The 13,729-nt window shown below is 57.8% G+C and carries 14 protein-coding genes; 6 read left to right on the top strand and 8 right to left on the bottom strand.

The genetic code is table 11. The annotated features are described in order from the left end of the window. Nucleotide 1 precedes the first annotated feature (1 nt). A complete protein-coding gene (locus IPN69_12285; GenBank protein ID MBK8811495.1) occupies nucleotides 2-232 on the top strand; it encodes a DUF465 domain-containing protein in 231 nt (76 codons plus the stop codon). A 61-nt stretch (nucleotides 233-293) separates the two neighbouring features. On the opposite strand, the gene IPN69_12280 is transcribed toward IPN69_12285, so the two are convergent. After that, entirely contained in the window at nucleotides 294-1,382 is a 1,089-nt protein-coding gene (locus IPN69_12280; GenBank protein MBK8811494.1) for a PQQ-binding-like beta-propeller repeat protein, read from the bottom strand. Nucleotides 1,383-1,507: 125 nt separating this feature from the next. Here IPN69_12280 and IPN69_12275 point away from each other — a divergent pair, with 125 nt between their 5' ends. Further along, nucleotides 1,508-1,954, top strand: a complete 447-nt coding sequence (locus tag IPN69_12275; protein MBK8811493.1) for a single-stranded DNA-binding protein — start codon at nucleotides 1,508-1,510, stop codon at nucleotides 1,952-1,954. Nucleotides 1,955-1,992: 38 nt separating this feature from the next. On the opposite strand, the gene IPN69_12270 is transcribed toward IPN69_12275, so the two are convergent. Beyond that, on the bottom strand, nucleotides 1,993-2,835 hold the full coding sequence (locus IPN69_12270; GenBank protein ID MBK8811492.1) for an acetyl-CoA carboxylase carboxyltransferase subunit alpha: 843 nt from the start codon (nucleotides 2,833-2,835) through the stop codon (nucleotides 1,993-1,995). Further along, entirely contained in the window at nucleotides 2,823-6,365 is a 3,543-nt protein-coding gene (gene dnaE, locus IPN69_12265) for a DNA polymerase III subunit alpha (protein MBK8811491.1), read from the bottom strand. Before dnaE ends, IPN69_12270 begins: the two co-directional genes overlap by 13 nt. 31 nt (nucleotides 6,366-6,396) lie before the next feature. Between dnaE and miaB the strand changes: the two genes are divergently transcribed. Genes miaB through IPN69_12245 form a run of 4 tightly spaced genes read left to right on the top strand, consistent with a single transcriptional unit; the run spans nucleotide 6,397 to nucleotide 9,833 of the window. Beyond that, complete coding sequence (gene miaB, locus IPN69_12260; GenBank protein MBK8811490.1) at nucleotides 6,397-7,737, top strand: tRNA (N6-isopentenyl adenosine(37)-C2)-methylthiotransferase MiaB; 1,341 nt, start codon at nucleotides 6,397-6,399, stop codon at nucleotides 7,735-7,737. Nucleotides 7,738-7,748: 11 nt separating this feature from the next. After that, on the top strand, nucleotides 7,749-8,219 hold the full coding sequence (locus tag IPN69_12255) for a bifunctional nuclease family protein (GenBank protein MBK8811489.1): 471 nt from the start codon (nucleotides 7,749-7,751) through the stop codon (nucleotides 8,217-8,219). A gap of 17 nt (nucleotides 8,220-8,236) precedes the next feature. Beyond that, nucleotides 8,237-8,992 (top strand): ParA family protein, encoded by a 756-nt coding sequence (locus tag IPN69_12250; GenBank protein MBK8811488.1) that lies wholly within the window; start codon nucleotides 8,237-8,239, stop codon nucleotides 8,990-8,992. Between the two features lie 25 nt (nucleotides 8,993-9,017). Continuing rightward, the gene (locus IPN69_12245) at nucleotides 9,018-9,833 is read left to right on the top strand and encodes a ParB/RepB/Spo0J family partition protein (protein MBK8811487.1); all 816 of its coding nucleotides are present in this window, start codon (nucleotides 9,018-9,020) and stop codon (nucleotides 9,831-9,833) included. 93 nt (nucleotides 9,834-9,926) lie between these two features. Here IPN69_12245 and IPN69_12240 read toward each other — a convergent pair whose 3' ends face one another. From IPN69_12240 to IPN69_12220, 5 genes are all read right to left on the bottom strand, one after another. Next, on the bottom strand, nucleotides 9,927-10,664 hold the full coding sequence (locus IPN69_12240; protein MBK8811486.1) for a formylglycine-generating enzyme family protein: 738 nt from the start codon (nucleotides 10,662-10,664) through the stop codon (nucleotides 9,927-9,929). A gap of 104 nt (nucleotides 10,665-10,768) precedes the next feature. Then, nucleotides 10,769-10,951: a hypothetical protein gene (locus IPN69_12235; GenBank protein ID MBK8811485.1), complete on the bottom strand. Its 183-nt coding sequence runs from the start codon at nucleotides 10,949-10,951 to the stop codon at nucleotides 10,769-10,771. Between the two features lie 20 nt (nucleotides 10,952-10,971). After that, nucleotides 10,972-12,018, bottom strand: a complete 1,047-nt coding sequence (locus IPN69_12230; GenBank protein ID MBK8811484.1) for a zinc-dependent alcohol dehydrogenase family protein — start codon at nucleotides 12,016-12,018, stop codon at nucleotides 10,972-10,974. Nucleotides 12,019-12,039: 21 nt separating this feature from the next. Beyond that, nucleotides 12,040-12,471, bottom strand: coding sequence for a CBS domain-containing protein (locus tag IPN69_12225; GenBank protein MBK8811483.1), 432 nt, complete (start codon nucleotides 12,469-12,471; stop codon nucleotides 12,040-12,042). A 473-nt stretch (nucleotides 12,472-12,944) separates the two neighbouring features. Further along, nucleotides 12,945-13,670 (bottom strand): spermidine synthase, encoded by a 726-nt coding sequence (locus IPN69_12220; GenBank protein MBK8811482.1) that lies wholly within the window; start codon nucleotides 13,668-13,670, stop codon nucleotides 12,945-12,947. Nucleotides 13,671-13,729 lie beyond the last annotated feature (59 nt).

The following is a 13,729-nucleotide window of genomic DNA, read 5'->3' as shown; positions in this document are numbered from 1 at the left end:
CATGGACACAGCACAGATCGAAACCGCAAGGGAAGAATTGCTAAAGGACAACCAGAATTTCAGGGAACTTGCGCAAAGGCATCACAATTACGAACAACGATTAACGGAGATCGCCGAACTGACCTATCCGAGCGACGAAGAGATGCTTGAAGAATCCGTTTTAAAGAAAAAGAAATTGGCGGTTAAGGACGAGATGTTCAACATGATCCAGGAACATACGAAATCACATTAAGTTTTTGTTTTTTATCATAAATGCGGCGCGGCGAATCAAGCAGGATTGTCCGCGCCGCTTGCTATTTCGGGCATTGCGATGCGACCTCGTAGACGCTGTCGGAGGTGAAAACGATGGCTCCGGTGGGGCTTGATCGAACGGCGATTATCAGCGAATCCCCGGGAACATCGAATCTGTTGATCAATCTGCCGTCTCGCAAATCGTGGATGCCGACCGAGTTCTTCAGTTGATTCGCTATGAAAAAGATGCCGCCGGCAACGACCGGCCGGTCAAGTACACGATCGAAAAGCCTCGTTTTCCACTCAAGCGAGCCGTTCCGGAGGCTCAGTTTGTAAAGGTAATTATCCGTGGAACCGATCAGGACCGAGTTACCGGACGCAACCGCAGAAGTGATCTTTCCGCCGGTTTTGAAACGCCAGCGCAGTGTCTGCTTTCGCAGATCGTACACGTAAAGCTCGCCTCTCGAACCCGCAGCAAATATCTCCGAGTCGCCGCGGAAGCCGAGCACCGCGCTCACTAATTGTTGATCGAATTTGAGAACAAGATTGCCGCTCCGTGTCTCATAGACCGCCTGTCCCAACGCAAAATGCTCCGCGCCGACGACCATTCCGCCCAAATTGGCGTTGATGCCCCTGATTTCCCAAACTGCTTTGGAATCGCCCGGCGATATTCGCACCAAATCGTTCGAGACCGTTCGCAAAAGAAGGGAATCAGTGAGGAAACTCGCTTCTCGAAATTCCGTCTTTGAGTACGAATGGCTCTGTCGCGCAAGACCCGAGGTGATCGAGAATGAACGTGCGACGAAAGCGTCCGGCGTCTCCGTCAGAATATCGATCGTGTCGGAACCTATCTGACGCGGCGAACCGAGTATTTGTCCGCCGGGTTCAACGGCCCAAAGGTTGCGGAACTCGCCTATCGAAAGAGCATTGAGGTTACGGGCGCTCCTGGAAAGGTAGGAGAGTATTGCGTTATCAGACGCAGTAACAAGAGATGCGTCTTGATCCAATTCAAGTACCCGACAGACACGGACCGGGGAATCGAACCTTGGCTGTGCCCGGGCCGAGTGTGCGCGCGCGCCCGGAAACAACAAAAGTCCCGCCGCCAGGAGCGGCAAGAAGGGTCTGAACTTCCTTGCGCTGTTATTTTTCATCGATGCTTTTTTTCCGCAATGCGCCGGGTTTCCACATCCCTTGATGCGGGCAATATCGTGAAAAGTTTGCTAAAATCTCGATACACGTTCAAAACGTAAAACCAAACAAGGAGAAAACACACCTTATGTCATTCAACAAGATCACAATCGTCGGAAACCTCGGACGAGATCCAGAACTTCGCTACACACCTCAAGGGGACGCAGTCTGCAATTTTTCGGTCGCCGTTAATGAAAAGAAGCGCGACAAGGCAGGGGAGATGCAGGACATTACCACCTGGTTTCGAGTGACGCTTTGGCGGCGGCAGGCGGAAAATGCTTCCAAATACCTGACAAAGGGAAGTCCGATCTACATCGAGGGTCGTCTTCATGTCGAAGAATGGACGGACCGCGACGGCAACAACCGATACACCCTCGAAGTTTCCGCGACCGATATGCAGTTTCTCGGAGGCCGTGCCGGAGATTCCGAGACATCAAATGAAGCGGCCTATTCCGGAGGCGCACCGGTTCCCTCGAATCCGACGCCGACGCCTGCGCCCGCGGGCGGGACAGGCAACGACGACATACCTTTTTAACCGCTTTCGGTCGACAGGGGATCCGGCCTTCCGGATCCTTATTCCACCCAACGCCCCATTTTGCGGAACTTATCGTAGCGCTGCTTGACGAGTTCCTTGGCACTCAATCGGGTCAGTTCGCGAAGATTCTTGATCAGCACCGATTTCAGGTTGCCGAAGATCCGGTCGTCGCTTGCGGCTCCCTCTTCCGACATCTCCCAGCTTCCGTCCCCGAAATCCTCCTGGACGACACCGTCGATGATCTCAAGCCGCCGCAGGTTGTCGGCCGTCAGGCGCAAGCCCGCCGCGGCCTCGGACGCCTTGGCCGCATCCTTCCAGAGGATCGCGGCGCATCCCTCGGGAGTGATCACCGAGTAGACCGCGTTTTCGAGCATCAAAATCCGATCCCCGACGCCGATCGCGAGAGCCCCGCCGGAGCCGCCCTCCCCTAGGACGACGACGATCAAAGGCACCCGCAGCGCCGCCATTTCCCGGAGATTGAAGGCGATGGCTTCGGCCTGCCCGCGTTCCTCGGCGTCGATCCCGGGATACGCACCCGGCGTGTCGACAAACGTGATCACGGGGCGTCCGAATTTCTCCGCAAGCTTCATCATCCGCAGCGCTTTCCGATAGCCCTCGGGCTTCGGCATTCCAAAATTCCGGAAGCGCCGCTGGTTCATATCGCGGCCCTTCTGCTGCCCGACGACGGCGACGTCAAAGTCGCCGAGCCTGGCGAATCCGCAGACCATCGCCGGATCGTCAGCAAACCGCCGGTCGCCGTGGAGTTCGACGAAATCGGTAAACATCGTCTCGATCAGATCCAGCGTGTACGGCCGTTTCGGATTCCGTGCCTCCTGCACGCGCGCGTATGCGCCTTCTTCTCGTTCGCCTAAAGTATCCATTCGACTTTGCACCCCTCTTTCACCAATTCACTTTCGAGCTGACCCGAACCCTGTATACGAAGCGGTTGGGCATAAACCCTGACCACGTTGCCGTCCTCGAGCGGAACATCGAGAAATACTTCGCAACGGCCCTGTTCACGGCTTAATTTCGTCAAGATCCCGTCCAGGAACCCGTTTCCGAGGCGGTCCGAAGGCAGAGTCAGCGACAGATTCCGCGCCATTTGCGGGACGGCGTCGGCAAGACGCTTCGCATTCTCGACGATCAAGGTCATTTCGTTGCCGTCGTTCGATTCGACCCGGCCGTCGATGACCAGTATCTCGTCATCCCTCAGAACGCCGGAGCAGCGCGCGAAGCTTTCGGCCCAGCAGAGACATTTGACGCTGCCCGACTGATCATCGAGCTGGAAGACCGAAAACCTGTTGCCTTTCTTGCTCTGTTTGACCTGTGCCGCCGAAACAATTCCGGCGATCGTCAGTTTCTGGCCCGGCGCGATGTCGTCGCGGTCCGCGACGTTCCGGATGTCCAGGGCTTCGAGGCTCCTCTGAAACTCGTCGAGCGGGTGGTTCGAAAGATAGAATCCCACCGCCGCCTTTTCGAGCTTCGACAACTCGGAGGTTGTCCATTCCGGCGTTTCAGGCAGAATTTCGCGCCAATCGGTCGCGAATACCGCGGGATCATTGCCGAATAGAGCATTCTGGCCCTTAAGCCGGTCGTTTGCAAGCATCTGGCCGTGCGCCAGGGCCTTATCGATGCCGCCCGACAATCGCGAGCGCCAGGCGGTCGTCGTCAGTTCCGCGGGCCGCAGGGAATCGAAAGCGCCGGCGTTGACGAGGCTCTCCATTCCCTTGCGGTTGAGCGTTCCGGCCTCGAGCCTTTCAATGAAGTCGATGATCGAAACGAACGGCCCGGAACTTCTGGCATCGATGATCGAATGCACGCTCGCCGAACCGATCCCCTTGATCGCCGTCAGCCCGAATCTTACGGCCCCGTCTAGCGGCGTAAAGCCCTCGTCGCTTTCGTTGATGTCCGGGGGGAGCAACTTGAGCCCCGCGGACCGGAGTTCTTTCGAGTACTTGTAAACCTTGGCGCTGTCCTGTGCTTCATGGGAAAGCACGCTTGCATAAAAATAAGCGGGGTAATGCGCTTTAAGATAAGCAGTCTGGAAAGCGAGGTAAGCGTATGCGACCGAATGGCTCCGGTTGAAGCCGTAATCGGCGAACTGGGCCATCAGTTTGAAGATCTCTTCGGCCTTCTCCTTCTTGACCCCGTTAAGCACCGCGCCGGAGATGAACTTCTGCTCGTGCTGGGCCATCTCCTCGCGTTTTTTCTTGCCCATCGCGCGCCGCATCATATCTGCCTCGCCGAGCGAATATCCGGCGAGCTTCTGAGCGAGCTGCATGATCTGCTCCTGATAAACAAGGATGCCGAACGTGTTCTTGAGGATCTCTTCCATCGCCGGAACGATGTATTGCACCTTCTTTTCGCCGCGGTGCCGGGCGATGAAATCGTCGACCATTCCGCCGTCGAGCGGCCCCGGTCGATAGAGCGCGTTAAGCGCCGCGAGGTCCTCGAGTTCTTTCGGTTTTAAGCGCTTGCAGATCTCCTGCATCCCCGACGATTCGAACTGGAATATCGCTTCCGTACGCCCCTCGGCGAAAAGCGCCATCGTCGCCGGGTCGTCGAGCGGAACGGCGCTCCAGTCGATCTTCACGCCGCGTTTCGCTTTAAGATTCTTTAAGCAGTCGTTTATGACTGTAAGCGTCGTAAGCGCCAGAAAATCCATCTTAAGCATCCCGACGGCCTCGAGGTCGCCCATCGTATATTGACTCGTCAACTCCGCTTTCGCCGATTCCGCGACCGGCACGATCTCGTGCAGAGGTTTGGGCGAGATGACGACGCCCGCGGCGTGCACAGACGCGTGCCGCGAACATCCTTCGAGGATGCGCGCAAGACCGACGAGGTCGCGGACCTGTTCGTTGGTGTCGATCAGGGACTTGAGATCGGGGACCTGCTCGATCGCCTGCGAAATGCTTACGTTTCGGCCGCGGACCGGAGGCGGGATCAGTTTCGCAACGCGCTCGACATCGCCGTAAGGCATGTTCAGAGCCCGGCCGACGTCCTTGATCGCCGCCTTCGACGCCATCGTCCCGAAAGTGATGATCTGACAGACGGATTCCCGGCCGTAGAACTCGGTCACGTGATTGATAACGTCGCCGCGCCCCCGTACACAGAAGTCGATGTCGATGTCCGGCATCGATACGCGTTCGGGATTCAAGAAGCGTTCAAAAAGCAGGTCGTACTGGAGTGGGTCGACATCGGTGATCCCGAGGCTGTAGGCGACCAGAGACCCGGCCGCGGAACCTCGGCCGGGACCGACCGGGATATCCTTGCGCTTCGCGTATTCGATGAACTCCCAGACGATCAGGAAATACCCCGGAAACCCCATGCTCTTGATCATCGAGATCTCGGTCTCGATGCGATTTTGATAGTCTTCTAGCGAGTGCCTGAGGGTTCCGCGTCCGTCCATCGGTTCCCAGACCGTTCGCCGGCGATGCTCGAAGCCTTCAAGGACGACCTTTGAGAAATACTCCTCGATCGTCGAACACCCGGAATCCTCCGGAATCGGATAATTCGGAAGCGTAAGGTTGTCGCCGAGCGGTAGATCGAGTTCGCAGGCTTCGGCTATCTTCAATGTGTTCAGCAGCGCTTGCGGATAATCCCCGCCGAGCGCTTCCCACATCTCGGGGGCCGAGCGGACGTAGTACTTCGAACTCCCGAGAACGGTCCGCGTCGACTCGACCATCGTCTTGCCCTCGCCGATGCACATCAGGACCTCTTGCGCGCGCGCGTCTTCCTCGTTCAGATAGAAAGCATCGTTGGTCGCGACGAGTTCGATCCCGAGTTCAGAGGCAAGCGCCGCCAATTCCCGGTTACGGTCGGTCTCGGAGGCGATCCCATGATTCTGGACCTCGATATAGAAACCATCCGGGCCAAAGATATCCCTGAAAATGCGCGCCGTTTCCTCTGCCCTGGCGCGGTTTCCGGTGGCGAGGTAGTGATTCACGGGGCCGTGCTCGCCGCCCGAAAGCGCGATCAGGCCGCCGGCGCGCTCTTTCAATATCTCGAGGTCGATCCGCGGCCGGTGATGGAAACCTTCGGTGAACGCTTTCGATGCAAGCCACACCAAATTCTGGTAACCCTCGATGTTTCGCGCGAGAAGCACGACCGGATAGAACGGCCTTTCTCCCGGTTTGAGCGCGCTCGTCCGGTCGAAACGGCTCTCGAACGTCAAGAGCGCCTCGTAACCGAGGATCGGCCTGACATCCTTTTCGCGCAGTTTGTTATAGAACGTGATCGCGCCGTAGAGGTTGCCCGAATCGGTTATGGCGCAGGCCTTCATACCGAATTCGGAGAGACGCGCGGCGAGAGGCTTGATTTGGATTGCACTTTGCAAAAGGCTATAATCCGTATGCAAATGAAGATGCACGAATTGGTCTGATTGTGTCTTCTCGTTCGCGGTTTTCGGCATTGATTTCCAGTGTGCTGAAGGCTTCTAACTTATGAAAAAAGTTTATCTCGAAACATTCGGATGTCAAATGAATGTTTCCGATTCCGAAAGGGCTCTGTCGACCCTCGAAGCCGACGGCTACGAGGTCACGGCCGACGAATCGTCGGCCGATATCGTGCTGCTCAACACGTGCTCGGTGCGCGAAAAGGCCGAGCATAAATTGTACACCCGCGTCGGTCAGATCGCGACCTCGCGTCCCGAAGGCAGACCACTCATCGGCGTCATGGGCTGCGTTGCGCAGCTTGAAGGCGATACGCTCTTCAAACGAAATTCGGGAATCGATTTCGTGCTCGGTACAAAGGCCGTCGGACGCATTTCAAAGGCGATCGGCGCCGCCCTCGACGGAGAACCCGGATATGTCGATCTCGACGAAAGGGAACTCGACTACGACTGGTCGGTCTCCGAGTCCCGGCGATCGTCGCCGCACGTCGCGTTCGTCCCGATCATCGAGGGCTGCAACAAGTTCTGCACCTACTGCATTGTGCCGTTCTCGCGCGGTCGGGAGAAGAGCCTTGCCGCGTCTGAGATCGTTCGCGAGGTGCTTAAACTGCGGCGCGAAGGCGTCCAGGAGATCCACCTCATCGGCCAGAATGTCAACAGCTATCGCCCTTTGACGGATTCCGGACTCGAACGGTTCAAGGGGGCGACCCCGTTCGCGAGGCTTTTGCGCGCGGTCGCCGCGACCGGAATGCCGCGGATCAAATTCACGACGTCGTTTCCGAGGGATTTCCACCCGGACATCGTCGACGCCATCGAGGAGAACGACAACCTCTGCAACTGGGTGCATCTGCCGGTGCAGTCGGGAAGTGACCGCGTGCTCAAAATGATGCGCCGCGGCCACACCATCGACAGTTATCTCAAGCGCATCGACCGAATCCGCAGTTCCCCGCGCGGGATCGCCCTCTCGACCGACATCATCGTCGGATTTCCGGGCGAATCCGAAGAAGATTTTCAGGCGACCGTGCGTTTGGCCGAGTACTGCAGGTTCGATTCGGCGTACATTTTCAAGTACTCGCCGCGGCCCGGAACGCCGGCGTACGAAATGGAAGACGATGTCCCGGCGGAGGTCAAAACGCGCCGCTTCCTCGAACTCGAGCAAGTCCAAAAGCTCAATCAGCTCAGTAGTTTCCAAGCAACGCTCGGAACGACACTTAAAGTATTGGTTGAAGGTATTTCGAGCAGGTCCGAGGATGCGCTCCGCGGACATTCGACCTGCCACCGTTTGGTCAATTTCCCGGGGGAACCCGAATCGATCGGAAAAATCGTCGATGTTGAGATCACGGAATGCAAAACCAACACGTTGTTTGGTAAGATGTCTGAAACCAAATCCTAGAAGATTCTGAAATGTTAATCGAAGTTAAAATCGGCGCTCTGATAATGGATCCGAACAGCAATTCGCCGATCGTGGTGCTTAAGGGCGTCGATACGGACGCCGTGCTGCCGATCTGGGTCGGTGCGTTCGAAGCCAACGCGATCGCGCTCGAGATCGAAAAGATCGTGCCGCAGCGGCCGATGACGCACGACCTTATCCGAAATCTGGTCACCGAGATGGGAATGAAAGTGTCGCGCGTGATCATCTCCGATCTTCGCGAAAACACGTTCTATGCCGTGATCGAACTGACCGACGAGAGCGGCAAGCTAGTCACGCTCGACGCGCGGCCGTCCGATGCGATTGCGCTCGCCCTGCGCGCCGACAGCGCGATCTTCGCCGACCAGAAAGTGCTTGATATTTCGTCCGCATCTTCACAGGCCGAGCCGGATTTCGAATCCGAAGCGCCGCCGCCGCCGGAGGACTGGCCCGATCTGATCGGATAAATTAGAGACAAACAATAATGATCATCGCAATCGCTAACCAAAAAGGCGGGGTCGGAAAAACCACCACCGCGATAAATCTCTCGGCGGCCTGCGCGCTCGCCGGCAAACGCGTCCTGTTGCTCGACCTTGATCCGCAGGGGAACAGTTCGCTGTCGTTCGTTCATTCGGAAGACATCAACGGGAGCGTTTTCGAGCTGATGACCGAGCTTGACGAGCCCTGGGAGAATTTCATATGCCGGACAAAGGTCGACGGGCTCCATATCGTTCCGTCGCGCATCAGTCTCGCCAAGCTCGAGGCGAAGCTCGTTGGGGATTTTGACGCCATATTCCGTCTGCGCGACCGGCTCGAGCAGATCCGGAACGATTATGACGTGATCTTCTTTGACACGCCGCCGACCCTTGGGATCATCACCGTCAACGCGCTCGTCGCGGCGTCGCACGTCCTGATCCCGATCCAGTCATCGTATTTCGCGCTTGAAGGCACCGACGATCTGCTCGAAACGATCGAAAAGGTCCGCGCCCGGCCGAATCCCGACCTCGACCTGATGGGCGTGCTGGTGACGCTGTTCGATCGGCGTACGGCACTCTCAAAGGACGTCGAGGCGCACATCCGGCAGGTTTTCGGCGAAAAGGCCTTCAAGACCGTCATTACGCGCAGCGTCCGGCTCGAGGAATCCCCGGCGCACAAAGAAGCGATCTTCAGCTACGCGCCGCATTCGTCCGGCGCCGATGAATACAAGAAACTAAGCAAAGAGGTGTTAAGTCGTGCCTAGAATCGGTCTACCAGTGGAAATCAAGATGCGTCACGATTCGCATTACGTCGATGATCTCGCGCGCACCAACCGGACCGTCGGGAGAATTCTGCCGATCAGCCAGATCGAACCCAATCCGGATCAGCCGCGCACCGAGATCGGGGACCTGTCCGAGCTTTCGAGTTCGATAAGGCAAAAGGGCGTGCTCGAACCGCTGCTCGTCAAGCCTGTCCCCGAAACGGGTATGTGGATGATCATCGCCGGCGAGCGCCGCTGGCGGGCCGCAAATCTCGCCGGGCTCAAGGAAGTCCCGTGCATCGAGCTCGACATCGACGAACGATCGATCGCCGAGATCGCGCTCATAGAGAATATGCAGCGCAAGGACCTGACGCTTTGGGAAGAGGCCGACGGTCTGGCGGCGCTCGCGAAGCACTATGGCTACACTCACGACGAGATCTCCAAAAAGATCAGCAAGAGCAGGACGTCGGTCACGGAATCGATGACGCTCGCCGGAATTCCGCAAGAGATCCGCGAAAAATGCGCGACCGCGGGCATCAGCGCGAAATCGACATTGCTCGAGGTCGCGCGCCAGTTCGACGACGCGGCGATGCGGACCTTTGTCGAAACGATCGCCGAAAGGAACCTCACGCGCGAGGATATCCGGAAGGCGGCGCGGCCCGAAAAGCCCGGAGCCTCGGCAGCGCGGGAGAATCAATCCGAGAACCGATTTCGGTTCCAGTCGAAGAGCAGCGGGTTCGACTTGACGATCAGGTTCGCCGGCGGAGAGACCGGCGACCGGAAACAGATACTGCAGGCGCTCAAAGAGGTCTTCGACAAGGTCAAGGCCGGCGACGCGCCTTAAGCACTTACTACATAATCTTTATTATCAGACGCAGAGAGTGTGGTTCCCCTTGGCGCCTTACTTCTTCACCAGTCCTCGTCGGGATGTGCGCATTTAGCTCAGCCTCTTTGCCGAACGCACGACTCGAAATCCGACAAGGGTAAGTCTATCGCTTTGGTAGGCGGCGCCGCGGTAAGCCGGTCTGAGGATGTCGGCGGCCGTCGCCCAACAACCGCCACGGAACACGCGTAATCGTTCGTCTTTTGGGGGGCCGCCGTACCGACCATAGCGGTCTTCGACCCATTCCCAGACATTTCCGAGAATGTCGTACAGGCCCCACCGGTTCGGACTCTTCGAGCCGACCGGCTGCGCGCCTCCGACGGACCTGCCTGTGAAATACCACGCTTCGGAGTCTAAGGTCGGCAAAGCGTCGGCAACGGTTCCCGCACGTGCGGCGTATTCCCATTCCGCTTCGCTCGGAAGCCGGTACTCGAATTCTTCATCCCGCTCGTTGAGTTTTGCGATGAACTGCTTAACCTCGTCCCAAGACACGGTCTCAACCGGACAGCGCCCGCAACCGGGATTCGACGATGGATTCACGCCCATCACCGATTCCCATTCGGCCTGCGTTACCTCAGTTGCCTGCAACCAGAATTCCCTTTCGATGACCACGGTGTGCGCCGGCGACTCATCAACCATTCCAATGTCGGACCCCATTCGGAACCGCCCTGCCGGTATGTGCACGAACTCCGGCTCAAACGCGGCTTTGACGGCAGTTTCGACGCTCTGCGCCTGCGAGAACGTCGGGCCAATGGCAAAAAGCAGCACCAATGTGATCACCGCGACTTTCATAGATTTCCTCACCCGTAACCGCATCAAAAATCGGGCCTCTGACCCGCATTCTGCCGGACGCAAACCGGAACAATCGCACTTGTCCTCATCACGCTCGGACCTTATCATTTCTCTAATGATATCAAAATAAACGCCGGGCGCCGGACTTCGCTTCCAACGGCAAACGCATTAACCAAAATCTCTTCTTCCGCGTCCAAATCGTCCCCAACCGCAAGCCGCATTAGCCGGGCAACCGGACGGTTTCGGTTTTTGACGATAATTTCCGCGCCATTGCGAACCTGCTCCAAGAACGCGCTTGAGTTGCTTTTTAGTTCGGCGATGTTGGAAACCGTGCAGGTGTTTCATCGACTTCCAGAACGGCCGCGCCGCGGATGGCGTCGTGTTTGAGGGCGATGAGCGCTTCGGGAAGTTCGTCGAAGGCGAAGACCTGCGTATGCGTCCGGACGCCGGCTTGTGCTGCCTCATTGAGAAATTCCTCGCCGTCGGCCCGGGTGTTGTTCGCCACCGAGCGAACGATCCGCTCGCCGTAGATCAGTTTGTACTCGAATTCCGGAATCGGCGACATATGTATCCCGCCGAGAACGAGGCTTCCGCCTTTTCCGAGCGCCTTAAGCGCCGCAGGGACGATCTCGCCGGCCGGCGCAAAGACGATCGCGGCGTCGAGTTCCACCGGCGGGCGTTCAAACGTATCGCCGATCCAGACGGCCCCGAGTTCGACCGCAAGCGCCTGATGGCGTTCACGATCGCGCGTCGCGACATAAACCTCGGCGCCGCGTTTGCGGGCGATCTGGATCGCGATATGCCCGGCGGCACCGAATCCATAGATCCCGAGACGCGCCCCGGCCCAGGAATCCCGATCGATTCCGGTCAGGCGCAGCGAGCGGTAGCCTATGATTCCGGCGCAAAGCAAAGGCGCGGCTTCGATGTCGGTAAAAGAGTCCGGGATACGGTATACGAAGTTTTCCGGTATGGCGACGTATTCGCCGAACCCGCCGTCGCGCGTCCAGCCGTTGAACTCCGGAGCGTCACACAGATTTTCCTTTCCGCCAATGCAGAAACGGCAGCGGCCGCAGGTCTTTCCGAGCCAGGCGATACCGACGCGTTCGCCGATCGCGAACTTCCCTGCCGAGGTTCCGCATTCGGCAACCCGCCCGACAACCTGATGCCCGGGAATGATGTGTTCGCGGCGCCTTTCAAGATCTCCTTCGCAGATATGCAGATCCGTTCGGCAAATCCCGCACGCCGTCACCCGAACAAGTACCTCGTCCGTTTCGGCGCGCGGAATTCTCACGCGCAAAAGGCGTAACGGCCGGTCTTCGACCCTACCGGCCGCGCCAAGCACGTACGCCTGCATTTTTTGAACCGATTCCACCCTCTATGCGATCGCTTTGGCCGACAGGTCCTTCAGAAGGCCGGCAGTCGCAACGGCCGGCGCGTGCCGGGCGATGTCGGCCTGCGCCACGACGCCTTCAAGGTTGCCATTCTGGTCGACCACGAACACCCGACGAATGCGGTTCGTTTCCATCAAACGCACGCATTCCTCGACCGACGCGTCCGCCTCGACCGTGACGACCATCTCGGTCATCACTTCGCCGGCGATCATATGCAGCGGATTCTTGTTGTGGGCGATCGTCCGCAGGGCGAGATCGCGGTCGGTGATCACGCCGACCGGCTTTCTTCGCTCAGCCGTTTCGATCACCGGGACGATCCCGCAGTCACGGTCCGCCATCAATTGCGCCACCTGGTGCAAACTCGTGTCGACGGTTACGTACGCCGGATCCGCAGTCATTATTTCTCCGATTCTCATAGCATTTACCTCCAGGGAATACTGTTATCTCAACACGGGATGGCCGTAACGAACCAGACGCCTCGCCGGTCTCCGAATTCCAACTTCTCGGGTTCGGTTCAAATACATTACGAAAGCGAGTGAAACGAGTATCATCACGACATTCAGGATCTTGCTCATATTTCACCTCCAGCGGGCCGGAATTCTTGCCTCCCGTCCGGGACGGACCGCCGTTCCCGGCGATCCGTCCCGCGCCCCGTCAGTCCAATTTGTTGCCTTCCGTTCTCATTCAAGGGCAACTTGCGTTCCATCGTCCAAGATACTGACAAGACGTTCAGACACAACAGCTTATGGTACACAGTCGGCTTGGTTCAACGATTCTTTGGGGATTTCCCTCCGCCCGATCGGGTAATTTTACCCAATTCCGTTGATACGTTATCGGACGCACGCCAGAGGGCCTCTACATCCCTTTGTCCCGCTTCACGCGTGCCGCGCTATCGCAACACCGGGGTTTGCGTCCGGTTTCTCGCAATGTATACGGAATTGACCGAGACCGAATTCGTGTAAGGATTCGCGAATTCGATGTCGTGACCGGACGCCTCACCGAAAACGAACCGGAGATGATCAATGAACTTACCGTCGGAGGGATCGTTGGACCAGAGCGCGAAAACACCCTCGGACTTTAACTGCCCGCGAAGCGCGTTCAAACCTTCGGTGCCGTAGAACGAACGGTTCGTTTCATCGAGATAATGCTCCGGTGAATGATCGATGTCGAGCAGAACCGCGTCGAACCGCCGCTCCGGATCGGCGGCGTCGAAACCGGTTCGCGCCAGCGCAAAGAAGTCGCCGGCACGCAATTCACACCGTTGGTCGCCGGCCAACACCTCGCCGAGCGGCACGAGTCCGTTCAAATGCCAGTCTATGACTTCCTGAAACTTGTCGATCACCAGCAACGAACGAACTTTCTCGTTTCGCAATGCGGCGACCGCAGTGTAGCCGAGCCCGAGACCGCCGACAACCACGTCGAGTCCACCTGCCAGTCCGGCCAGCCCGAGCGCCGACAGCTCTTCCTCCCCGTTCGTGAAAAGGCTTGACATCAGAAACTCGTCACCGAGTTTGACCTCGAATATCTCAAGGTCTCCGAGTCTTGGTTCGATCCGCCGGCGAAGCACGAGTTCGCCCAGTTCCGTCCTGTGATATGCAATTTCCTCAATTTTCATAGTTTTTCCAGTGGAACCGGAATCCAGGCCGGCCTGTGAGTTTTTTTTCGTTCGCCTCT

Source organism: Acidobacteriota bacterium (assembly GCA_016715115.1).
In the GTDB taxonomy this organism is placed as follows: domain Bacteria; phylum Acidobacteriota; class Blastocatellia; order Pyrinomonadales; family Pyrinomonadaceae; genus JAFDVJ01.
The sequence above is the reverse complement of the archived record's forward strand: the minus strand, read 5'-3'. Positions and strand labels throughout refer to the sequence as shown.